This is a genomic window from Nonomuraea sp. NPDC003754 (assembly GCF_053605785.1).
The window spans coordinates 106,318-127,931 of the sequence record NZ_JBSGJX010000002.1 but is presented as its reverse complement, the minus strand read 5'-3'; the positions used below and the strand labels follow the sequence as shown (position 1 = coordinate 127,931).

Genomic DNA, 21,614 nt, shown 5'->3' with positions numbered 1-21,614 from the left:
CGCGGCATGACCTCCATGGTCGTCATCGGGCTGAGCGTCGTCACCATCGTCCTCCTGCTGGGCGCCTTGCTCACCACCATGCGCAAGGGCCGCCCAGCCGCGGGCGCGGCGTCCCCCCTTCCTTCCTCCGGGCAGGGCACGGTCGGCTCCGACTACGACGACCCGCGCACGATCAGGGTCGGCGACAAGATCGAGACCCACGGCAAGCCCGCCCAGGTGCGCGGCGCCGTCCACGTGTCGTGCCAGGGCCAGCAGTGGACCGAGTACCTGCTCGACGACGGCTCCCGGCGGCCGGTGTGGCTGTCGGTCCAGGTACGGCACGGCCTCGTCTCCACCGATCCGCCGCACCTGGAGGTCCTGCTCTGGACGGACGTGCCCACGCAGGGCATGATCCCGGCCAAGACCATGCTGATCATGGAAGGGGTGGAGTTCCACCCCGTCGACAGGGGCACCGCGGCCTTCCGGTCGGAGGGCGAGACCGGGCGGCCCGAGCGCGGCCTGCTCGACTTCGCCGACTACCGGGCCGCCGACGGGCGGTTGCTGTCGTTCGAGCGGGTGCAGGGCCAGGGCTGGACCGCCAGCTACGCGCAGCCGCTGCCGCCGGGCTCGATCACCATCGTCAGCCGCGCCGCCTGACCCAGCCCAGCTCGACGTCGCGCCTTCCCGCCGTGCCGCCGGGCGCGGTCTCCGTCGTCTGCCGCCTGGCTCAGGTCAGTTCGACGTCGCGCCTTCCCGCCGTGCCGCCGGCCTTCCAGCCCTCCGGCGACCAGACGATCCCGTCGAAGCCGACGCTGCGCAGGCCGTACTCCTGGGCGTGGGCGACCGACCACGCGGCGATCAGCCACCCGCGCCTCGACGTCGGCACGCTCACGGCGCCCAGCGCCCTGGTCAGCTCCCGCCGCGCCTCTCCCGTCCGCGAAGGCGCGGGCGTCGCCGTCTTCGGATAGGTGCAGTGGACGGCCCGCGGCACCCTGCCGGTGAACGCCGCCGCCAGGATGCGCGCGCTCGTCTCGTGCGGCCCGTAGGCGTACCCGGCGGCGGAGCGCTGGACGGCCTGCGCGGCCTCCGCGACGGGCAGCTTCCGGTAGTCCTTCACCTTCACCAGCGCGGCGAAGAAGCGGTTGGTCGCGTAGACCGGGTCCATGATCTGTTTCTTCCTGCCCCAGCCCTGCGAGGGCCGCTGCTGGAAGACACCCACCGAGTCGCGGTCGCCGTACGAGAGGTTGTAGAGCTTCGACTCCTGGATCGCCGTGGCGTACGCGATGACGACGGCCTGCTCCGGCAGGCGCCTGCGCTCGGCCACCGCCGCGATCGTGGCGGCGATGCGCGCCTGCTCGATGTCGAGCTCCAGCTCGCCCTTCGGGGTGCGCACCACGCAGCTCTCGATGTCCTCGGCCAGCGGATCGGCCTTCCTGAGCAGCACGTAGACGCCCACGGCGATGGCGACCGCGAGCGCGACGACGATGATCGCGATGGTCAGGACGGCTCGGGAGAAGCTATGCCGCACGCTGAGAAACCTACCCGGACAGATAAGCTCCGTGGCCATGAGCAAGAGCCATGCGAGTCCGCTGCCGGCGGCCATCGACGAGCTGTGGGCCCACCGGGAGGCGCTCTCGCCTTCCGACGCGGCCGCCAGAGGCGTCGTCGTCGGCGCGATCGACCAGCTCGACACCGGCAAGGCGCGGGTGGCCACCATCTCCGCCGACGGTGAGGTGGTGGTCGACGAGCGGGCCAAGCGGGCCATCCTGCTCAGCTTCAAGGTGCTCGGCATGGCCAGGTCGCAGGTGGGCGACTTCCAGCACCACGACAGGCTGCCGTTGAAGACCACGTTCGACGGGGTCAGGGTGGTGCCGGGCGCGATCGCCAGATGGGGTTCCTACCTAGCGCCCGGCGTGGTGCTCATGCCGTCGTTCACCAACATCGGGGCGTACGTCGGCGGCGGCACCATGGTCGACACCTGGGCCACCGTGGGCTCCTGCGCGCAGATCGGGGAGAACGTCCACCTGTCCGGCGGGGTGGGCATCGGCGGCGTCCTCGAACCGCCCAACGCGGTGCCCGTCGTCGTGGAGGACGACGCGCTGATCGGCAGCAGGGCGATGCTGGTCGAAGGAGCCCGCGTGGGACGTGGGGCGGTCGTCGGGGCTGGAACGATCCTGTCCGCCTCGATGCCGGTGATCGACGTGGAGACGGGGGAGGAGCTCGGGCGCGGGCGGATCCCCGACTGGTGCGTGGCGGTGGGCGGCACGCGGCCGAAGGAGTTCGCCGGGGGGACGTTCGGGTTGCCGTGCGTGCTGGTGCTCAAGCGGCTCGAGCCCGGCCAGCGGCACGACAAGGCGGCGCTGAACGACGTGCTGAGGGAGCACGGCGTCAACGCCTGACCCCGGCGGCCCCCGTGCCCGCCGGTCCGGCCTGTGGCCGGCCGTACGCCCGAGGTTAGGGTTGGGTGCCATGCTGGACTTGACGCAGGACGTAGGCGCGCTGACCGCCACCATCGTGGACATCGAATCGGTCAGCGGCAACGAGAAGGTGCTCGCCGACGCGGTCGAGGAGGCGCTCAGACGGCTTCCGCACCTCACCGTCGACAGGTCCGGCGAGACCGTCGTCGCCCGCACCAACCTCGGCCGCCCCGAGCGCGTGCTCATCGCCGGACACCTCGACACCGTCCCCACGGCGGGCAACCTGCCCAGCAGGATCGAGGGCGACCTCCTCTACGGGTGCGGCACCTCCGACATGAAGGCGGGCGTCGCCGTCGCGCTCAAGCTCGCCGCCCTCCTTCCCGCCCCCAACCGCGACGTCACCTACGTCTTCTACGACTGCGAGGAGGTCGAGGCCGAGCGCAACGGCCTGACCAGGGTCAGCCGCGACCACGCCGACTGGCTGGCCGCCGACTTCGCCGTCCTCATGGAGCCGACCGACGGCGTGATCGAGGGCGGCTGCCAGGGCACGCTCCGCGCGGACATCACCACGCGAGGCAGGCGCGCCCACAGCGCCAGGTCATGGCTCGGCGTCAACGCCATCCACGCCCTCGAGCCGATCCTGGCCAGGCTCACCACCTACGAGGCCAGGCAGCCCGTGGTCGACGGCCTGCAGTACCACGAAGGGCTCAACGCGGTGTCGGTGCGCGGCGGCGTGGCCGGCAACGTCATCCCCGACCAGGCCGTGGTCACCGTCAACTTCCGCTTCGCGCCCGACCTGTCGCTGGCGCAGGCCGAGGAGCACGTGCGGGAGGTGTTCGACCGGTTCGAGGTGGCCATCACCGACGGCGCCCCCGCCGCCCGCCCCGGGCTCACCCACCCCGTGGCCGCCGCGTTCGTCTCCGCCGTCGGCGGCACACCCCGCGCCAAGCTGGGCTGGACCGACGTCGCCCGCTTCTCCGCCCTCGGCGTCCCCGCCGTCAACTACGGCCCCGGCGACCCCAACCTCGCCCACCAGCAGGGTGAATACGCCTCACTCAGCCAGATCAGGGCCAGCGAGACCGCGATGCTGAACTGGCTCTCCCCGGGCGCGTAACCCCCCTACAACGTGAAAGTGGCTTTCCTCGCCGGCCATTTGGCGGGGAAAGCCACTTTCAGTCCCGAGCAGCACCCTCGGCAGTTAGACGCAGCGGCTTCGAAATCCGGTTCCCTCCTTTTTTCAAGATTTTTTAACCGGGCGCGCTAGCGTGCTCCGTATGAAACGGACACGTCCCGAACGTCGTCAGGGTCTTGCGGTCGTCCGCGGCCAGCTCGTTCCTGAATCCACCTATGACCAGCGCCTTCTCGATCGCCAAGGGCCCACCGACTGGGTTCACATGGATCCGTGGCGGGTGCTGCGCATCCAGGCCGAGTTCGTCGAGGGCTTCGGCCAGCTGGCCGAACTCCCCACCGCGGTCACCGTGTTCGGCTCGGCGCGCACCACCGTCGACTCCCCCGAGTACCAGCTGGGCGTCGAACTGGGGAGCAAGCTGGCCAAGGCCGGATACGCCGTCATCACCGGCGGCGGGCCCGGCGCCATGGAGGCGGCCAACAAGGGCGCGTCCGAGGCGGGCGGCATCTCCGTCGGCCTCGGCATCGAGCTCCCCTTCGAGCAGCGCATGAACGACTACGTCGACCTCGGCATCGAATTCCGCTACTTCTTCGTGCGCAAGACGATGTTCGTGAAGTACTCGTGCGGGTTCATCACGCTGCCCGGCGGGTTCGGCACGCTCGACGAACTCTTCGAGGCGCTCACCCTGGTGCAGACGCACAAGGTCACCTCGTTCCCCGTGGTGCTCGTGGGCACCGAGTACTGGAGCGGCCTCCTCGACTGGATCAAGGGAACGCTGCTGTCGACCGGCAAGATCTCCGCCCCCGACCTCGACCTGATCCACCTCACCGACGACGTCGACGAGGCGGTGAACATCATCGTCGAGTCCGAGCACAACCGCAGCCGCCTCAGCACCGAGGAGTTGGAGGCCGTCGCGAGCCACCGGACAGAGCCTCAATAGACTCCGTTTCCGTGAACATCTGCGTTTTCTGTGCATCCAGTCAGAAGATCGACCCCAAGTACGTGGACCTCGCCACCGAGGTCGGCACCGAAATCGCCCTCAGGGGTCACACCCTGGTGAGCGGCGGGGCCACGGTCTCCTGCATGGGCGCGGTGACCAGCGCAGCCAGAGCCGCCGGTGGCCGCACCATCGGCGTGATCCCCCAGGTGCTGGTCGACATCGAAGTCGCCGACACCGAGTCGGACGAACTGGTCATCACCGCCGACATGCGCGAACGCAAGGGCGTCATGGACGCCCGCTCCGACGCGTTCCTGGTGCTCCCCGGGGGCATCGGGACGCTGGAGGAACTGTTCGAGATCTGGACGGCGCGCGTGCTCGGCGTCCACACCAAGCCGCTGGTGATCCTCGACCCGTGGGGGCTGTACGAGCCGCTGCGGGCGCTGGTGAAGCACATGTACGACGAAGGGTTCACGCGCGCGAACGTCTTCGACGCGATCACGTGGACCACGTCGGTGGAGGAGGCGTTGAACCTCCTGGAGTCGCCGGGACAGCCGATGGAACCCAGCGTGGAGGAGCTGGGCGAGTCGACCGGCGGGTAGCTGCTTCCCGCGCGGGCGCGCGTGGTCCCGATGATGGGCGCGCAGGCTTCCTACGACACGCCGTCACGCTCGGTACGGTCTGCGGGCTCCCGACCAACGGCAGGCCGCCGCGCGCTCGGTGCCTACGGCAGGCGGCCGCGCTGGGTGCGGTCTGCGGGCGTCCACGGGACCCGCGGGCCGGCCCATCCCAAGGGGCTCGGCGTTGGCCGTGGGGTGGGTGGCGCCTGCACTTCCTGCCTCTCGGATCGTTCACGACACGCCAGGCCCCTTGAGCCGCCCACGACACGCCGGCCCCCTCGGGTCGCTCACGACGCGCGTGGCCCCCTCGGGTCGCCCGCGACGCGCGTGGCCCCCTCGGGTCGCCCGCGACGCGCGTGGCCCCCTCGGGTCGCCCGCGACGCGCGTGGCCCCCTGGGATCGCTCATGACTCTGGGCCCTTGGGCCGCTCAACCACGACACGCCCGGCGGGAAACCCTTCTCACACCGATTCCCGGGCCTCAACCCACTCCTTTCCCTGGGACTGGGGTCGCACCGTTCCCTGGGGATGAACCACACGTGTCCCGGGCTGCCTCTCCCTGGGGTGAAGCACACCGCTCGGGCTTCCGGCAAACCCTCGGGAAGGTGCCCGCGCCCGCGAGGTTCCACGTGCCAAGCGCCTCCCGCGCACGCCTTCGCGTACCGGCGACAGCACACCTCGTCGAGGCGCGGCGGGCGATCAGGCCAGGCCGCGGCGGGTCACTGCGGGGGCGCGGGTGCCTGCGAGGGAATCGGTCATGTCCAGCGCGAGCCGTACCTGGTCGGCGTGCTCCGTCACGAACACGCCCGCGCCGGCCCATCGGAAGACGGCCGCGGCGGCGAGGGCGGCGTCGAGCTGCCGCGGCAGCCTGACCAGCGCCGTGCCCCCGTTCCGCACGAGCTGCCGCACCTCGTCGGGGGTGTCGGCGGGCGTCCACCCGGACTCTTCGGGCGCGCCTGGCGTCAGCACTACAGGCCTCATGTCTCGATCGTACGAGTACGATTCCAATGTGCTGGTCGTACTCGCCATCGCCGCGCTGGCGATCCTCGCCTGCGTCGTCGTGGTCTCCCTTGGCAAGGGCGGTGAGCTGGGAGAGTTCCCGCCTGATGTCCCGCCGCTCGGCCTTCCCGAGGCTGGGCAGCTCACGGCCGTCGATTTCATGGCGTTGCAGCTGCCGGTGAACCTGGTCGGCTACCACACGCAGAGCGTCGACGAGAGCCTGCGCAGAGCCGCCAACGCGATCAGCGCCCGCGACACCCGCATCGCCGTGCTGGAGCAGCGCGTGTCGGAGCTGCTGGCCAGCCGGCTGCAGGCGCGCCAGGAGGCTTACGCGAGTCCCGGTGCCGCGCCACGCACCGACCACCGCCCCACCGCGCCCTCCGTCGCGCTGCCTGACGACGACGAGGCCGGGCCCGCCGGCCGTACCGACGAAGACGACGCATCCCTCGCGACCGCACATCAGGATGACAAGGGCGACGCGACCCTCGCCGACACCTTCGCGCACGGGGATGACGAGGACGCCTCCGCACTCGGCGATCGCGACCGCGCCGTCGGCGCTGCCATGCGTGTGTCCGGCGACCATGGCTCTGTTGCCGCCACTACTGCGGGCGGGGATGACGAGGATGCCTCGGCGGCTGGCGATCGCGCTGCGGTGCGTGTGTCCGGTGACCATGGTTCGGTTGCCTCCACTGCTGCGAGCAGGGACGATACGGGCGCTTCCGCGACTGTCGATCGTGACCTCGCGCCCGGCGCTGCGGTGCGCGACGTCGCCGACGATCTCGAGGTCGGCGCTGCTGGCGACTCTGGTGTGGCATCCTCCTCCGCCGCGCACAGCGATGACGCGGACTCCTCTTCGCCTGGCGATGGCGACCACGTCTCTCGCTTGGGGGAGCCCGCGTCTTCTCTCGGGGAGTATGAGCGCGACGCAGGCCTGGCTTCCACCGGCGTGTGGCGGGACAGCGAAGCGGTCTCTTCCCCTGAAGAGCACGAGGGCGACAACGGCGCGTCGCCGGCCGTCGGATCGGATGGGGACGCCGGCTCGCCTGCCCGTCCCGCCGCGCACCAGGATTCTCTGCCCAGCCGCCGCAGCGGGGCGGGTGCCGATGCCCTGGCCGGTGAGCACGACTCCGGAGACGACGGTGACGCCGCTCCGGACGCCGAACACGAGGACGGCGATGCGGCGAGCACCGAGAAGGTCAGCCGCTCGTGGGGCGACATCGGTTCGCCCGTGGTGGGTTCCTCCCATGCCGGGACGGAGCGCGCGTCCGCGAGCCGCGACGGCCGCAGCGGGCGGCCTGCCTCGATCGGCCGCGAGAAGAAGGGCCGTTCGTGAGCGAGGTCATTCGGTGCGAGTGGACCGGCATGACGACCCCGCTCTACATCGCCTACCACGACGACGAGTGGGGTCGCCCTGTTCACGGCGATGACAGGGTGTTCGAGCGGGTGAGCCTGGAGGCGTTCCAGTCGGGCTTGTCGTGGCTGACGATTCTGCGCAAGCGGGAGAACTTCCGAAAGGCGTTCGACGACTTCTCCATCGAGAAGGTCGCGACCTACACCGAGGCGGACGTCGACAGGCTGCTCGCCGACGAGGGCATCATCCGCAACCGGGCCAAGATCCAGGCCACGATCGCCAATGCCCGAGCCGCGCTCGAGGTGCCCGGGGGATTGTCCGAGCTGGTCTGGCGGCATGCTGATCCTGATTCTCCTGTTCCCAGCTCGATGGCTGACGTTCCTGCGATCACGCCCGGGTCGAAGGCGCTCGCCAAGGAGCTGAAGGGGTACGGTTTCCGGTTCGTGGGGCCGACCACCGCGTACGCGCTCATGCAGGCCATCGGCCTGGTGAACGACCACATCGCGGACTGCATCGTGCGCCTTCGCGCTGGCTGATCGACTCGCGCCTTGGTCGGGCTCAGGGCGAAGGATGTTTCTCTCCTCCTACTCGGCCGCCCGCATCGTGCGTCATTCGCTGACTATCAACTCGACATGGCCGTCTGGCTTCCTTGGACGCTGCCAAGGTGCTTGGCCGTCCACAGCGGCTGAACGGCTACGACAAGTGAGCGGCTCGGCCCCTGCGTCTGGAGAGGTCGCGTGAACGCCCTCTCATGCGACCGACCCGGTTCTGTGCGCCGCGATATTGGCGTGCGGCGATGGGCCACCATGGGACATCCTGCGGCAATATGGCGATCTTCTACGTGGTTCAGCATGGCGAGAAGGAGCAAGGCGCCGGTGATCCGGGTCTGACCGCGATCGGGCGCCGCCAAGCGCATCGAGCCGCTCGCCGGCTGCAGGCCGTTGATCCGGGCGCCGTGTTCAGCAGCCCGATGCGGCGGGCCCGCGAGACCGCCGACATCATCGCGTCGGCGGTCGGTGTCCCCGTGCGAGAGGATGCCCGACTGCGCGAACGGATGAACTGGGACGGTACGCAATCTCTCGAGGACTTCCTGGCCGATTGGGCGACAGCAGTACGACATCGCGACTTCGTTCCTCTCAGCGGCGACTCGTCGTACCGGGCTGCCGAGCGCTTCCAAGCCTTCCTCGCTGATCACGCACACGAGTCGTCCGCGATCGTCGTCTGCACTCATGGCGGCATCACCGTCGATCTCCTGCGCACGCTGGTGGGTGACGCATCAGTCCCCGCCCACTTGCTGGTGGACGGAGTGCCACCGTGCGCGATCACCACCCTGGATGGGCGCGTGGTGGACATCGCCTCGGTCAGACATCTCCAGGACTGACAACAGTCGGTTGTGCCGGAGGTTCTGTGGTTGTGCCGGAGGTTCGGTGGTCGTGCTGGGCGCTCGGCGGTTGTGCTGGACGTTCGCTGGTTGTCCCGGAGGTTCGGCGGGTCATGCTGGACGGTTCGTTGGCTGTGCCGGGCGTTCGGCGGTGTGCCGGGCGTTCGGTGGTAGTACCGGGGGTCGAGCCTGGCGTTCAGGCGGGTCGGGTTTTCGTGTGGTGCCCGTGTGGGTGGCGTGCATGGTGTCGCGCGGTCGAGGACGTCTTCTGGGGACGTGGTGTTCGGATCGATCTTCTGGGGACGTGGTGTGCGGGTGGGTGGGCACGGGAGTCGGGGGCGGGCTTCCGGGTTCATGAGGGCATGGCTGGTGGTTCGGCGTGCGGGGAGTGGGCCAGGTGCGTGGGTGAGGTGGTCAGGGGGTGCGTCTGGCGGTCGCCGTCGGGGAAGGCGACGGTGACCGCGTGGGGTGACACGTCGACCGTGATCGCCTCGCGGAGTGCGGACGGGTGGACGGTGTCGCCTGACAACACGACGAGTGAGACGTGCAGGCCCGGCGTGTCGGCGTGCAGGCAGGGGACGGCCGAGTGGGGGCCGAAGGCGTTCGACTCCACGTCACGGGACACGTCGGCGTGTTGCCAGCCGTACAGGCCGATGATCGCGGAGGTGAGCCCGTCCGTACGGCGGGCCAGCGCCCACCCTGGACCGGTGGCGATGTCGGGGGGTGAGGTGTCGGACACGGCGTAGCCGCCTTCTCGTACCGCCGGTCCGGCAGGCCTTTCACTGGTCTGGGTGGCGATGGGGGAGCGCTCGTCGGTGTGGGGAGATCGGGCGAGGGGCGGCGGGGATTCCGCGTCACCGGGGCTAGGGGGGTGCGCTGCCGTGGAGGGTCCTTCTCCGGGTGAGGTCGGGGTGGCGGCATGCCGGGTGGTTTGGGCTGAACCCGGCTCGGTGGTCTCGGCGGGGTGGGGTGCAATCGGCTCAGTGGTGGAGCCGGTGGTCGAGCCGGTTCGGGGTGTGGCCGGCTCGTTGGTCGGGCATGTCGGGCAGGTCGGGGGGTCGGTTCGGGGTGCGGATCGCTCGGTGGGGCGCGTGGTCCAGGCGGGTTGGGATGCGGTCGGCTCGGTGGTGGGGTTGGTGGTCGAGCCGGTTCGGGGTGTGGCCGGCTCGTTGGTCGGGCAGGTCGGGCAGGTCGGGGGGTCGGTTCGGGGTGTGGCCGGCTCGGGGTCGAGGCGGGTCGTCGAGTCGAACTGGGGCGTGGCTGAGTGTGTGGCTGGCTCGGTGGCAGGGCGCGGGGATGCGTGGGGTTGGGATGGCGCTCCGGCTTGGGGCGTCGAGGGGGTGGTGAGGTGGAGGGCGCCTGTGGGCGGATGTGTCAGCGTGGCTGTGGTTGTTGGCTGTAGCGGGGGGCGGCGGGTTGGGTTCGGTGTGGGGGTGAGTGGCTGGGGGGTGGCGATCTCGTGGATGCGGACTTCCCACGGGCCGCGGACGATGGAGGTCGTGGTGATGCGGGTGCCGTCGGGGGTTGCCGTGTAGGAGGAAGCGGTGCGTCCCTCGCAGGTCAGCGGATGGATCGCGCCGCGCGCGGAGGGCAGGCCGTCAGGGGTGACGAGGGCGAGGTGGTTGTCGACGTTTCGGGTCCAGGCGTGTTCGGCGGCTTCGGGGGCGGTTCGGGTGGAGTAGGCGAGCTTGGCGTAGTGGGGGTCGTCGGGTGGCGCGCCATGGTCGCTGCCATGGTTGACCAGACGGACGATGCCGTCGTGGCGGGTGCCGTGAAGGAGCAGGCCGGTGGCGGGGATGGCCACGGTGACATCGTGCTCGTCGATGGGGAGCATCTGTTCGCGGGCGGTCCACACCGGATGCTCGGGCGGGAGCAGCAGGCCGAGCAGGCCCTTGGACGCCCAGTACGGCGAAGCCGGCCCCGAGTACGCCTGCGTGGTGGGCAGAAAGGTGTCGTACCAGCCCAGGGAAAGCAGGCCCCGGCGATCGGGGACACCGCGTTCGGTGAAGTGGCGGGCGACGGACGAGGCCAGCTTCCTCGTCTGACCGGGGGCGAGAGGTGTCGCCTCGACGAGGGCGCCGAGCCAGACCGGGGCGAGTGAGGCGAATCGGTAGCAGAGCGAGCGGCCCTGGTGGATCGGCGCGCCGTCCGCGCCGAAGAAGTGCTGGTAGGTCGTGAGGAACTCGGTCAGGCGGGCACGGTAGAGCTTGGCGCGGTCGGCGTCACCGGACATGCGCGTCCACAGCAGCGGGTAGAGGTGGAGCGCCCAGCCTCCGTAGTAGTCGAAGTTGCGGGTGCCGCCGTCGGTGTACCAGCCGTCGCCGACGTACCACTCCTCGATCCGGTCGAGGCCTCTGTCGATCTCGTTCTGCGCATAAGGCCCGCCGACCGACTTCACGAACTCCTCGCTCACGGTCTGGAACAGCATCCAGTTGTTGTCCCAGGTCCGCTTGCCGAGGAAGCCGCTCAGCCAGGCGACGACCCGCTCCCGCACCTCGGAAGGGAGCCGGTCCCACAGCCATGGCCTCGACTCGTGCAGCCCGACGGCGATGGAGGCCGCCTCGACCATCTGCTGGGAGCAGTCGGTCAGCTCGGGCCACGCCTCGCCGCTGGCGGGGTCGGTGCCGTTGGCGAGGCCGGTCGCGTAGCGCTCGATCAGCGCGGGATGTACCTGGCCGCGCGCGCCCGCGATGCGGAACGCGGCGGCCAGGAACGTGCGGGCGAATCCCTCCAGACCGTCGAGCGCCCTGCCCGACCAGCTGGCGCGTCCCGGGAGCCGGTACTGGGCGAACCCAGGAGACGCGTACGGCACGACCGAGTCGAGCAGGTGGTCGGTCAGCGCCTCCCAATGGGCACGCGTCCAGCCGGTACGCGGCGAGAGCAGCCGGTCGGTGGGCGGCAGGGACAGGTAGGGAGGGATCATGCCCAGCCTTCTCGATGGCGGCCGACGGTGAGCTCGGCCGTGTGGGTGTGACCGTGCGATCCGGCCAGGTTGACGGTGATCGTGGGGTTCTTACCCGGTCGGACGGTCACGGTGTCGTCGCTGCCGACCACGCCGTGGGCGGGGTGGTCGAGGGTGAGCGTGACGGTGCCGACCGTGCGGCCGGGGTCGGAGACCGCCAGGGAGACCCGGTCGCCCGCGCGCCGTACGAGGACGGCGCAGGGCGCCGAGGCGGTGACTCCGCCCGCCTCGCCCGCTGACCAGAAGGTGGCGGCGAACAGCCGGGCGTCGCCCTGCTCGGCGGCGATCGCCTGGACCTGCGCGGTGTTGGTGAGGATCTCGACTCCGGAGTGGGCGGCGGTCTGCGCGGCGGTCGCGTTGGGGAGCAGCAGGTAGGCGTAGCCCGCGCCCGACGGGTTGGCGCCGTGGTCGAACCAGAGCGTGACGTACTCCCTGGACACCGGCCCTGGCGTGCCACCCGTGTCGGCGCCGTCGTTGATCGCCCTCCAGGTGTCGGTACGCACCTCGCGGAGCGTGCGCAGCCGCGCGCCACCAGGGAAGACGTAACCGCCCACGCCCTCCAGGTGTGCCCACGAGGCGGTGGACGTGCTCTCGCCGTCCTCCCGGGGCATGCCGTCGACGATCAGCGGCCCGGAGGTGCCGCGGTTGTCGACGACGGTCTCGATCGTCCTGCCGTCGGTGCTGGTGATGCCCGCTCCCAGGCAGACGACCGCGTCGTCGAGGCAGACCCAGGTCTTCCTGGCCGTGAGCGTGGTGCCCATGGCCATGAGTTCGAGGCTCGCCACGCCGTACCCGCCGAGGACGGCGCCGCCCGCCCACGCGTTCGCCGGGCGGAAGGTGCCGGTGCCGCTGACGGAGACGGCCGGGTCGCGGGGCCGCGTGTCGACCGTGGTGCCCGGCAGCCGGTAGGAGTCGACGGTCGGCCAGTAGTCGGCGCTGTAGTGGTCGAGGTCGGTGTAAAGGTAGGTGACGCCGTCGCCTTGGTACCAGGCGCGGTAGTTCTCCCCGTTGCCGCACTCGTAGCCGGCGATCCGCCTGGAGTCGAGGCTGAGGGCGAACGACCAGGCGGGACGGCGGTGCACGACCCGATCCATGTCGGCGAAGACGTGATGTCCGACCGGTCTGGGCGCGGCGGTGACAGCGGCGTCGGCGAGTACGGCACGCGCCCTGGCCGTCGCCGCGATGCCCGCGCGCTCCATGAACCTGCCCCTGCTCGCCCAGCCCTTGGCCAGCGCCCGGAACCTGCTCGCGTAGGGCTCGGGCGCGCCGGTCGCGAGCTGGAGCACGGCGTCGACCGTGTCACGCCCGGCGTCGTGGTCGCGGTAGGCGCCGCGTGACACCGCGCGGCCTCTGACGCTGTCCATCATCAGGCCGTCGTGGATCCACGGCGCGAACGTCCGCTCCACGGCGTCGAGGATCACCGCCCGCTTGGGGTCGGCGACCTCCCAGCTCGAACCGCCCAGCAGACCGAGCACCGTGCTCACCGACTGGAGCAGCACGACGCCGTAGGAGCCGGTGTAGGCGACGGTGTCGTGCTGGATGAACGAGCCGTCGGCGTAGAAGCCGTCGCGTGCGGTGACGTAGCCGAACAGGGTGTTGCGCCCGGCGTCGCGCACGTCGGACAGCCCGTCGCGGGCCAGGGCGATCTTGGCGGCGTCGTCGCCGACGATTCCGCGCAGGGCGACGATCAGTGCCTTGTCGGCCCGGTTGGCGCCGGTCTCCGAGAAGTTGGTGAGGTTGGTCCGGCGGTCTGGGTTGGGACAGAAGCGGTCCACCGCCCGGATCCAGGCGGCGCGCTGGCCGGGGCTGATGACGTCGTACATCAGCAGGCAGGTGTCGATCAGGGATCGGGCGGCGCCGATCTCCCAGTGCCACCAGTTGCCGACTTCCTTCTTGGTCTCGTTGTAGGCGCGGGCGTAGAGGAAGTCGAGAGCGCTGAGGAGCTCCGTCGCGAGCGTGGTGTCGCCGTGGAGCTTCGAGCCGGGGGTGGCCCAGGCGGTGGCCAGCGTGCGCAGGCGCTGGTGACTGCTGGAGATGTCGCCGGAGGCGCCTTTGAGGGGGAGATCGGGCCAGAGGGAGGTGCGCTCAGGTGAGCGGTCGAGGGTGTCGCGCAGGGTCGTGGCCGAGGCGTCGAGCCGTGCGAGAGGGGCCGCGAAGGCAGGGTCGGCGGGGTGGAAGGGGGCGCCGGTGAGCATCGCGGTGGCCTTGGCGCGGAGGGTGGCGAACTCGGTCACGCCGGAAGTCTGGCTGGTCGGGGTGGTGGGGGTGGGGGCCGAGCGGGGTTCTGTGGAAAAGGTGGGGCCGGCCGGGGTGGCTGTGGACAACGGACCGTCGGGGAGGAGGAACGCGGCCAGGCCACCGGCGAGCCCGAGGAACCCGCGCCGGTGAAGGGCCTGCACCGGATCCGGCGGTGCGGCCCGAAGGAGCGCGCCGCGGGCGTCGGTCGACGTGGGGGAGGGGGTGTCGGGTGCGGCGTTCAAGGAGGGTGTCGGGTGGGGCTCGGAGGGGGTGTCGGGTGCGGGGTTCGGGGAGGTCTGGTGGGGTTCGGGGTTCGGGGTGGAGGGGGAGGGGCGCATCGGTGTCGGGCTCCTACTCGGCCAGCGTGCTCGGGTCCACGTCGGGCGCAGGCAGTCCGAGGGCCGCCACCCGCGCCAGGTACTCCGCCGTCACCGGCGCCCCCCACCGCTCCCAGAACCCGCGCAGGTCCCGCCCCGCCGTCCGAGAGGTGTAGAGCGCCAGGTATCCCCACCGCTTGTCCGTCTCCGTCCACTCCGACGGCGGCCGTTCGTCGCGGACCAGCCGGTGCAGCCGGGGCCAGAAGTCGTCCCCGAACGCCAGCTCCAGCTGCCGGAACGGCACCAGCTTCTCGAAGGCGCCGAACCCCTTCACGTATCCCGAGCTGGGCAGCTTCGGCAGCGCGCTCTGGTACGGCGTGAGCCCGGTCTTCGCGTCCGGCTTGGTGAGGTTCGACGGCTGCCCGAGTGTCCGCTGCGCCGCCAGCGAGTAGATGTTGACCGTGACCTCGGTGAGGTCGGTCGGCTTGTAGGCCATCTGCTGGTGCTGGTGCCCGAGCTCGTGGTAGACGCCCCACCCCCGGGTGCGCAGCCCGTCCACGGTGAGCAGCCGGTCCAGGTAGGTGCGCGGGTAGGCGGTCCAGCCGTGGGTGGCGTAGGCGCCCGCGCCGGTGGGCATGCGCGGTGCCTCGACCAGGTGGAACGGCAGCGGGCTGCGCTCCTGCCGGTCGATGCCCGAGATGGCCGCGTGGGAGGAGATGATCGTCTCGAGCAGGGAGAGCAGCGCGTGGTGGTCCTGGTCGCGCCAGGCCAGCATGCCGTCCCTGGTCACGGTGACGATCCCGTACGGCGAGACCAGCTCGACCTGCGGCGCCGTGGTCAGCGTGTCGAGCTGCGCCTGGAAGGCCGATTCGGTCGTCTCCCCCATCACGAAGGTCGGGACGGGCCTCGCGCCGCTGACGAACTTGACCTTGGCCTTCCTGTCGTCGTCGCTCGCGGCGCCGACGAGCGACAGGTAGATCATGCCGCCACCGGGGTCGGTGACGGTGTTGGCGCCCGCGGTGAGCGGGTAGGCGCGTGGGTTCTTGTAGGTGACGTCGGCGTGGGTGTCGGGGGCGCCGACGTGGAGCGTGGGCAGCAGGCCGTCCTTCGCCTCGACCTCGACGGTGAGCGTGCCGGCGGCGGGCAGGTGGAGGCCGGTGTGGTGGAAGTTCGTGGTGCCGAGGGCCTGCTGGAGCCGCAGCCGCTCGCTCTCCGCGCTGGGCCTGGCCCGCAGCACCACGGTACGGCGGGCGGACGCGGTGGCCGCGCGCGCGGGGGACGAGCCGAGCAGGACGGCGCCGACGGTGGCCGCGCCGAGGAAGCCACGGCGGGAAAGGGGGGTGGTGGTCATGACGGCAGCATGTAAGCGCTTTCTATAGCGCGTCAAGACCAACGGAATCTTTCTATGAGTTTCTACGCAGGGTAGGCCCGCAGTGCTCAGTAAGCGCTTGCTACCGAGTCGCGCACGACGACCGTGGTCCCCACCCGCGTGGTGGTCTGCACGGGCGCCAGGTAGTCGCCCTCGCCCGCCACGCCCAGCGCCAGCCGTACCGCCTGGCGGCCCATCTCCTCCAGCGGGATGCGCACGGTCGTCAGCTGCGGGCGCAGCTCCTGGGCCACCGGCACGTCGTCGTAGCCCACGACGGAGATCTCGCCGGGCACGGAGACGCCCGCCAGCTCCAGCGCCTGCATGACACCGGCCGCGACCGTGTCGTTGGCCGCGAAGACCGCGGTGAAGTCGAGCCGCTCGGCCAGCAGCTCCCTGATCCTGTCGTAGCCGAACCTGCGGCTGAACGACCCGGTGTGCACCAGCTCCTTGGCCTGCGGCAGCCCGCGCATCTCCAGCGCCCGGCGGTGTCCCGCCAGGCGGGCGATCGTCGTGGACAGCGAGGACGGCCCGCCGAGGAACAGGATCCGGCGATGCCCCTGCGTGATGAGATAGTCGGTGATCGCGAACGCGCCGCCCTCGTTGTCGTACTCCACGACCTTGGTCGGCACGTCGTCGCCCAGCGAGGGCCGCCCGCACAGCACCAGTGTCGAGCCGGCGGCGTGCAGCGCGCGGGCCCTGCGGCCGACCTCGGCGGCGTAGGCGCGGTCCTCGTGCGCCCCGCCGACCAGGATCACCGCGTCGGCGCGCTGCTCGTGCAGCAGGTCGATGAGGGCCAGCTCCTGCTGGTGGCTCCCCTCCGTGCAGCACACCATGCACAGCCGGCCGTGCCTGGTCGCCTCGCGCTCGACGCCCCTGGCGATGTAGGCGTAGAACGGGTCGACCACGTCGTTGATGATGATGCCGACGGTCCTGTTGGTGGCTCCGGCCAGCGCCCTGGCGTGGGCGTTGACGACGTAGCCCAGCTCGGCGATGGCCGCCTCGACCCGTTCCCTCGTCGACGTGGCGACGGGGTAGTTGCGGTTGATCACCCTGGAGACCGTCGCGCTGGAGACGCCGGCCCGTCTGGCGACGTCGGCGATGGTCGCCGAGCTCATCTCGGTCACCGGCTCCTCCTTGCCCGTGTGAAGATCATGCCATCCGGTCGAGCGCGTCGAGATGGATCTCGTGCAGCAGCGGCTGCCCCGCGCAGTACCTGGCCACCTCCTCGACCGTGGAGTCGGCCAGTCTGCCGAGCTCGTTGCCCTGCGCGCCCGCCAGGTGCGGGGTGAGGAAGACGTTCGGCAGCCCGAACAGCGGGTGCCCGGCGGGCAGCGGCTCGGGGTCGCTGACATCAAGTATCGCGTCCAGCCGGCCGCTCGCGACCTCTTCGAGCAGGGCCTCGGTGTCGATGAGCGTGCCTCTGGCGGTGTTGACCACGACCGCGCCGTCCATGAGCCTGGCCAGCAGGGAGCGGTCGAGCATCCGGTGGGTCTCGGGGGTGCTCGGCGCGTGCAGGCTCACCACGTGCGATCGGCGCGCCAGCGTGTCGAGGTCGACCAGGGCCGCGCCCAGGCCCGCCACCTCGACGGGGTCGGCGTACGGGTCGTAGACCAGGATCTCGGCCTCCAGGCCGCGCAGCAGCTCGACGACCCGCCGCCCGATCCGCGACAGTCCCACGACGCCGACCGTGATGCGCCGCGCGCCCAGCCACGGAATGCCGCTGAAGTCGCGTTTGGTGCCGTGCTCCCGATACCGGTGCGCCAGGGTGAAAGCGCGTTTCGCGCCGAAGACGATGGCGGCGTAGGTGAACTCGGCCACCGGTACGGCGTTGGCCTCGGCCGCGCTCGACACGCGCACGCCGCGGGCCAGCACCGCGGGGTCGAGGAAGGTCTTCACCGTGCCGGCCGCGTGGGCGATGAACCGCAGCCCGGGCGCCCGCTCCAGCAGCTCGGGCCCGAGCGGCGGGCATCCCCACCCGGTGACCAGCACCTCGGCGCCGGCCAGCGCGCGCCGCGCGGCGCCGGTCGACAGGTCGTGCAGGACGTCGTCGTGAAGGTCGGCCAGCTCGGCGAGCCGGTCGAGGGCGCCCTTGGCGAAGACCTCCTCGCGCACACCCGGCGCCATGGCCAGAACCGTGCGCGGTCTGAGCCGCACCTCCATGACCGTCACATCACTCCCCGCGGTTGAAGACCCAAGGCCATAGTAAGCGCGTTCTATGGAGAACGTGCGCCGCACGCTAAGCCCTTCCTGGGAAACCGTCAAGAAGCCCTTGACGAATGAGGAAAGCGCTTACTACGGTCACGCCAACTGGAAGGACCACGCATGACGACTCCCCTCGAAGCCGTCGGCCCCGGTACGGCACGCCGTACCGGGGCCGAATCCCCCGCGGTCACGCCCCAGCGCCTACCGCTCAGGAAACGCCTCTGGCGGGACCGGGTCATGCTCGCCCTCACCCTGCCCGGCCTGCTGTACTTCCTGGTCTTCCACTACGTCCCGCTCTTCGGCTACGTGGCGGCCTTCCAGGACTACCAGCCGTACATCGGCTTCCTGGACAGCCAGTGGGTCGGGCTGCAGAACTTCGCGACCATGCTGGGCGACCCCCGGTTCTGGGACGCGGTGGGCAACACGCTGCGCATCACGCTCACCCAGCTGGTGCTCTTCTTCCCCGCGCCGATCGCGCTGGCGCTGCTGCTCAACAGCGTCGTCAGCGAGAAGCTGCGCAGGTTCGTGCAGAGCGTGGTCTACCTGCCGCACTTCATCGGCTGGGTGATCATCGTCTCGATCTTCCAGCAGGTCGTCGGCGGCGCCGGCGTGCTCCCCGACGTGCTGGAGAGCGCCGGCCTGCCGCGCTACGACATGATGACCGACCCCGACGCCTTCCCGCTGCTGGTCACCCTCCAGGTCATCTGGAAGGACTGCGGCTGGGGCACGATCATCTTCCTGGCCGCGCTGCTGTCCATCCCCTCCGAGCTGTACGAGGCGGCGGCGATGGACGGGGCCGGCCGCTGGCGCAGGCTCTGGCACGTCACGCTGCCCGGGATCACCCCGATCGTCATCCTGCTGCTCATCCTCAACCTCGGCAGCATCCTGTCGGTCGGCTTCGAGCAGATCCTGCTCCAGCGTGACGCGGTCGGGCCCGAGTCCGGGGAGGTGCTCGACACCTTCGTCTACTTCAACGGCGTCCAGGACGGACAGTGGGGCCCCGCGGCGGCCGTCGGCCTGGTGAAGGCGGTCGTCGGCGCGGTCCTCGTCCTCGGCGCGAACAAGGTGGCGCACCTGCTGGGCCACGAGGGGGTGTACCGCAATGCGGGCAGGTGACCGTCCCGCGTGGATGGAGAAGCCGTCCGGGCTCGGCGCGGGCCTCAAGGCGATCGTCATCACCGCGATCACGCTGCTGGTGATCTACCCCTTCGTCGGCGTCCTCGGCACCAGCCTGTCCTCGGAGTCGGAGATCGCCAGAAGCGGCGGGTTCGTCCTGCTGCCCACCTCACCGCAGCTCGACGCCTACCGGGCGGTCTTCGACGGCGGCACGGTCACCCGCGCGCTGCTCGTCAGCGTGCTGGTCACGAGCATCGGCACGTTGGCCGGCGTCACGGTCACGGTCTGCATGGCCTACGGCCTGAGCCGCCGCGAGGTCACCGGATCGAAGTGGATCCTGATGGTCGCGCTGTTCACCATGCTCTTCAACCCCGGCATCATCGCCAACTTCCTGCTCGTCAACCAGCTCGGCCTGCTCAACAGCTTCGGCGCGCTCGTCCTGCCCAGCCTGGTCAGCGCGTTCAACCTGGTGGTGCTGCGCTCCTTCTTCATGAACCTGCCGGGCGAGCTGCTGGAGAGCGCCCGCATGGACGGCGCCGGCGACCTGCGGATCCTCGCGCGTATCGTGCTCCCGCTGTCGAAGGCGGTGATCGCGGTGGTGTCGCTGTTCTACGCCGTCGCCTACTGGAACAACTTCTTCAACGCCCTGCTCTACATCGACGACTCCGAGCGCCACCCGCTGCCGAACATCCTGCGCACCTTCATCCTGCAGGGCAGGACGCTGGAGAGCGCCGTGGGCACCGAGGCCCCGGCCCCCGTGCAGGCGATCCAGATGGCCGTGCTCGTCGTGGCCATCGTCCCGATCCTGCTCGTCTACCCCTTCCTGCAGCGCTACTTCACCAAGGGCGTGCTCACCGGCGCCATCAAGGGCTGAGCCCGCCCCCCACCCCCGAAGGAAGACCATGAACCTGTCCAGGCGCGGACTCCTCCGCCTCGGCGCGACCGCGACCGCGGGCGCCGCCCTCTCCCCGCTGCTGGCCGCCTGCGGCGGCGCCGCAGGCCCCGCCCCCGCGACCAAGGCGCAGGGCCTGACCATCAAGCTGCCGACGTACGTGCCGCTTCCCGGCGCGGCGCGGCCGGACCTGCCCGGCACGCCCGCGGGCGTGCCCGAGGGCTACTTCACCTACCCGAAGGAGCTGTTCAAGGCGGTGGCCAGGCCGCCGATGTCGGGCGGCACGGTGACGATGGCGTCGAAGACCTTCCTGCCGCCGCCTCCGCCCCGCGAGCAGAACGCCGCGTGGCAGGAGATCGAGAAGCGGCTCGGCGGCCGGGCCGAGCTGATGATCGTGCCGGAGGCCGACTGGCCGACCAAGTTCAACACCATGGTCGCCGGCGGCAACCTGCCCGACCTGTTCCCGTACGTGTCCACGCAGGGCGTCAACAACCTGCCCGCCTTCGTGGCCAGCCAGTGCAGCGACCTGACGCCGTTCCTCAGCGGCGACGCCGTCAAGGAGTACCCGAACCTGGCGGCCGTCCCTGAGGTGTTCTGGAAGCAGGGCATCGTCGCCGGCAAGCTCTACGGCATCCCGATCCCGCGCAACATGGTCGGCGGGCTCGGCTTCTACCGGGCCGACCTCTTCGCCGCCGCGGGCGTGACCGACCTGGCCCAGGTCGGCGACACCGAACGGCTGGCCGAGCTGCTCAAGGCGGTGACCAACCCCAAGGAGAAGCGCTGGGGCCTGGTCACGGCCACCGGTGGCCTGTTCGGCCTGTCCATCTTCGCCCAGCTGTTCGGCGCGCCCAACGGCTGGCGCCTGGAGCCGAGCGGCAAGCTGGTGGCCGGGTTCGAGACCGAGGAGTACCGCGCCGCCGTCGAGTACACCCGCAAGCTGCGCGAAGCGGGCGTCATCTACCCGGGCTCCGAGGGCTTCGACTCGCTCAAGCGCAAGAACGAGTTCAACGCCGGACGCGCCGCGCTGACCTACGACGGCATGCCCGCCTTCCTCGGGCCCGCCGGCTACCTGCAGACCCAGAAGAAGATCGACCCGAAGGCCGATCCCCGGCCGCTGCTCCCGATCGGGAGCACGACCGCGGCCTTCCTCAACAACATCGTCTTCGCCGTCAACTTCGTGAAGAAGGCCGACGCCGCCAAGGTGAAGGAGGTCCTGCGCGTCGCCGACTTCTTCGCCGCCCCCTTCGGCAGCGAGGAGTACACCCTCATCCAGTACGGCGTCGAGGGCACCGACCACACCCGCGACGACAAGGGCAACCCGGTCCTCACCGAGCAGGGCGCCAAGGACACGACGGTGCCGTGGAAGTATCTCGGGGCGCCGACCCAGCCGGTCTTCGACGCCTCCTCAGGCGAGGCCGTCAAGCTCACCCACGACGCGCTGGCCAAGATGATCGCCGTCGGTGTCGAGGACCCGACCACGGGCCTGTTCTCGCCGACCAGCGAGAACCGGTTCGAGGCGCTGTCGACCATGCGCACCGACCGGCTCACCTCGATCATCGCGGGCCGCGCCCCGCTGTCCGACCTCGACCAGCTCATCAAGGACTGGAAGGCACAGGGCGGCGACAAGATCCGCGCCGAGTTCGAGAGCGTCATCCAGAAGAGCGGCGGCACCAGCTGAGCCGTCCCCGACGATAGGTGTGACACCCC

General features: G+C 70.6%; 18 protein-coding genes. 11 read left to right on the top strand and 7 right to left on the bottom strand.

Annotated elements, in window-relative coordinates:
• Positions 1 to 6: 6 nt before the first annotated feature.
• Entirely contained in the window at positions 7 to 636 is a 630-nt protein-coding gene (locus ACWEVS_RS03185) for a DUF4178 domain-containing protein (protein WP_354905821.1), read from the top strand.
• 70 nt (positions 637 to 706) lie between these two features.
• Here the strand turns inward: ACWEVS_RS03185 and ACWEVS_RS03180 are convergent, their stop codons facing one another.
• Complete coding sequence (locus tag ACWEVS_RS03180; protein WP_452549666.1) at positions 707 to 1,507, bottom strand: hypothetical protein; 801 nt, start codon at positions 1,505 to 1,507, stop codon at positions 707 to 709.
• Between the two features lie 37 nt (positions 1,508 to 1,544).
• Here ACWEVS_RS03180 and ACWEVS_RS03175 point away from each other — a divergent pair, with 37 nt between their 5' ends.
• The 4 genes from ACWEVS_RS03175 to ACWEVS_RS03160 all read left to right on the top strand — a co-directional run bounded on the left by ACWEVS_RS03175 (position 1,545) and on the right by ACWEVS_RS03160 (position 5,064).
• Positions 1,545 to 2,378 (top strand): 2,3,4,5-tetrahydropyridine-2,6-dicarboxylate N-succinyltransferase, encoded by an 834-nt coding sequence (locus tag ACWEVS_RS03175; protein ID WP_354905824.1) that lies wholly within the window; start codon positions 1,545 to 1,547, stop codon positions 2,376 to 2,378.
• Between the two features lie 70 nt (positions 2,379 to 2,448).
• Positions 2,449 to 3,510 carry a succinyl-diaminopimelate desuccinylase gene (dapE, locus tag ACWEVS_RS03170; protein ID WP_354905825.1) on the top strand — a complete coding sequence of 354 codons (1,062 nt, stop codon included), beginning with the start codon at positions 2,449 to 2,451 and terminating at the stop codon, positions 3,508 to 3,510.
• 160 nt (positions 3,511 to 3,670) lie between these two features.
• Positions 3,671 to 4,465, top strand: coding sequence for an LOG family protein (locus tag ACWEVS_RS03165; RefSeq protein WP_354905826.1), 795 nt, complete (start codon positions 3,671 to 3,673; stop codon positions 4,463 to 4,465).
• 11 nt (positions 4,466 to 4,476) lie between these two features.
• A complete protein-coding gene (locus tag ACWEVS_RS03160) occupies positions 4,477 to 5,064 on the top strand; it encodes an LOG family protein (RefSeq protein ID WP_354905827.1) in 588 nt (195 codons plus the stop codon).
• A 715-nt stretch (positions 5,065 to 5,779) separates the two neighbouring features.
• On the opposite strand, the gene ACWEVS_RS03155 is transcribed toward ACWEVS_RS03160, so the two are convergent.
• On the bottom strand, positions 5,780 to 6,061 hold the full coding sequence (locus tag ACWEVS_RS03155) for a hypothetical protein (protein WP_354905829.1): 282 nt from the start codon (positions 6,059 to 6,061) through the stop codon (positions 5,780 to 5,782).
• 28 nt (positions 6,062 to 6,089) lie between these two features.
• On the opposite strand from ACWEVS_RS03155, the gene ACWEVS_RS03150 reads away from it, so the two are divergent.
• The 3 genes from ACWEVS_RS03150 (at position 6,090) to ACWEVS_RS03140 (ending at position 8,811) form a co-directional block, all read left to right on the top strand.
• Positions 6,090 to 7,412 carry a hypothetical protein gene (locus tag ACWEVS_RS03150; RefSeq protein ID WP_452549665.1) on the top strand — a complete coding sequence of 441 codons (1,323 nt, stop codon included), beginning with the start codon at positions 6,090 to 6,092 and terminating at the stop codon, positions 7,410 to 7,412.
• Positions 7,409 to 7,966 carry a DNA-3-methyladenine glycosylase I gene (locus ACWEVS_RS03145; protein WP_354905832.1) on the top strand — a complete coding sequence of 186 codons (558 nt, stop codon included), beginning with the start codon at positions 7,409 to 7,411 and terminating at the stop codon, positions 7,964 to 7,966. Before ACWEVS_RS03150 ends, ACWEVS_RS03145 begins: the two co-directional genes overlap by 4 nt.
• A 290-nt stretch (positions 7,967 to 8,256) precedes the next feature.
• Positions 8,257 to 8,811 (top strand): histidine phosphatase family protein, encoded by a 555-nt coding sequence (locus ACWEVS_RS03140; RefSeq protein WP_452549664.1) that lies wholly within the window; start codon positions 8,257 to 8,259, stop codon positions 8,809 to 8,811.
• Positions 8,812 to 9,163: 352 nt separating this feature from the next.
• Here the strand turns inward: ACWEVS_RS03140 and ACWEVS_RS03135 are convergent, their stop codons facing one another.
• From ACWEVS_RS03135 to ACWEVS_RS03115, 5 genes are all read right to left on the bottom strand, one after another.
• A complete protein-coding gene (locus ACWEVS_RS03135; protein ID WP_452549662.1) occupies positions 9,164 to 11,734 on the bottom strand; it encodes a DUF2264 domain-containing protein in 2,571 nt (856 codons plus the stop codon).
• Positions 11,731 to 14,007, bottom strand: coding sequence for a polysaccharide lyase 8 family protein (locus ACWEVS_RS03130; protein WP_452549661.1), 2,277 nt, complete (start codon positions 14,005 to 14,007; stop codon positions 11,731 to 11,733). The genes ACWEVS_RS03135 and ACWEVS_RS03130 overlap by 4 nt, the downstream gene beginning before the upstream one ends.
• A gap of 355 nt (positions 14,008 to 14,362) precedes the next feature.
• On the bottom strand, positions 14,363 to 15,679 hold the full coding sequence (locus ACWEVS_RS03125; RefSeq protein ID WP_452549659.1) for a M60 family metallopeptidase: 1,317 nt from the start codon (positions 15,677 to 15,679) through the stop codon (positions 14,363 to 14,365).
• Positions 15,680 to 15,765: 86 nt separating this feature from the next.
• Complete coding sequence (locus ACWEVS_RS03120) at positions 15,766 to 16,812, bottom strand: LacI family DNA-binding transcriptional regulator (RefSeq protein ID WP_354905980.1); 1,047 nt, start codon at positions 16,810 to 16,812, stop codon at positions 15,766 to 15,768.
• Between the two features lie 34 nt (positions 16,813 to 16,846).
• Positions 16,847 to 17,857 carry a hydroxyacid dehydrogenase gene (locus tag ACWEVS_RS03115; RefSeq protein WP_452549896.1) on the bottom strand — a complete coding sequence of 337 codons (1,011 nt, stop codon included), beginning with the start codon at positions 17,855 to 17,857 and terminating at the stop codon, positions 16,847 to 16,849.
• 162 nt (positions 17,858 to 18,019) lie between these two features.
• Here ACWEVS_RS03115 and ACWEVS_RS03110 point away from each other — a divergent pair, with 162 nt between their 5' ends.
• Genes ACWEVS_RS03110 through ACWEVS_RS03100 form a run of 3 tightly spaced genes read left to right on the top strand, consistent with a single transcriptional unit; the run spans position 18,020 to position 21,585 of the window.
• Complete coding sequence (locus ACWEVS_RS03110; protein ID WP_452549657.1) at positions 18,020 to 19,015, top strand: ABC transporter permease; 996 nt, start codon at positions 18,020 to 18,022, stop codon at positions 19,013 to 19,015.
• The gene (locus ACWEVS_RS03105) at positions 19,002 to 19,889 is read left to right on the top strand and encodes a carbohydrate ABC transporter permease (protein ID WP_452415862.1); all 888 of its coding nucleotides are present in this window, start codon (positions 19,002 to 19,004) and stop codon (positions 19,887 to 19,889) included. Before ACWEVS_RS03110 ends, ACWEVS_RS03105 begins: the two co-directional genes overlap by 14 nt.
• A gap of 28 nt (positions 19,890 to 19,917) precedes the next feature.
• The gene (locus ACWEVS_RS03100; protein WP_452549655.1) at positions 19,918 to 21,585 is read left to right on the top strand and encodes a hypothetical protein; all 1,668 of its coding nucleotides are present in this window, start codon (positions 19,918 to 19,920) and stop codon (positions 21,583 to 21,585) included.
• Positions 21,586 to 21,614: the final 29 nt, after the last annotated feature.

What these genes read in the sequence shown, in the direction of transcription:
- ACWEVS_RS03155 (WP_354905829.1), bottom strand. Translation starts at nt 6,061, where the DNA reads ATGAGGCCTGTAGTGCTGACGCCAGGCGCGCCCGAAGAGTCCGGGTGG.
- ACWEVS_RS03185 (WP_354905821.1), top strand. Translation starts at nt 7, where the DNA reads ATGACCTCCATGGTCGTCATCGGGCTGAGCGTCGTCACCATCGTCCTC.
- ACWEVS_RS03100 (WP_452549655.1), top strand. Translation starts at nt 19,918, where the DNA reads ATGAACCTGTCCAGGCGCGGACTCCTCCGCCTCGGCGCGACCGCGACC.
- ACWEVS_RS03175 (WP_354905824.1), top strand. Translation starts at nt 1,545, where the DNA reads ATGAGCAAGAGCCATGCGAGTCCGCTGCCGGCGGCCATCGACGAGCTG.
- ACWEVS_RS03140 (WP_452549664.1), top strand. Translation starts at nt 8,257, where the DNA reads ATGGCGATCTTCTACGTGGTTCAGCATGGCGAGAAGGAGCAAGGCGCC.
- ACWEVS_RS03105 (WP_452415862.1), top strand. Translation starts at nt 19,002, where the DNA reads ATGCGGGCAGGTGACCGTCCCGCGTGGATGGAGAAGCCGTCCGGGCTC.
- ACWEVS_RS03135 (WP_452549662.1), bottom strand. Translation starts at nt 11,734, where the DNA reads ATGATCCCTCCCTACCTGTCCCTGCCGCCCACCGACCGGCTGCTCTCG.
- ACWEVS_RS03120 (WP_354905980.1), bottom strand. Translation starts at nt 16,812, where the DNA reads ATGAGCTCGGCGACCATCGCCGACGTCGCCAGACGGGCCGGCGTCTCC.
- ACWEVS_RS03125 (WP_452549659.1), bottom strand. Translation starts at nt 15,679, where the DNA reads ATGACCACCACCCCCCTTTCCCGCCGTGGCTTCCTCGGCGCGGCCACC.
- dapE (WP_354905825.1), top strand. Translation starts at nt 2,449, where the DNA reads ATGCTGGACTTGACGCAGGACGTAGGCGCGCTGACCGCCACCATCGTG.
- ACWEVS_RS03115 (WP_452549896.1), bottom strand. Translation starts at nt 17,857, where the DNA reads ATGGAGGTGCGGCTCAGACCGCGCACGGTTCTGGCCATGGCGCCGGGT.
- ACWEVS_RS03165 (WP_354905826.1), top strand. Translation starts at nt 3,671, where the DNA reads ATGAAACGGACACGTCCCGAACGTCGTCAGGGTCTTGCGGTCGTCCGC.
- ACWEVS_RS03110 (WP_452549657.1), top strand. Translation starts at nt 18,020, where the DNA reads ATGACGACTCCCCTCGAAGCCGTCGGCCCCGGTACGGCACGCCGTACC.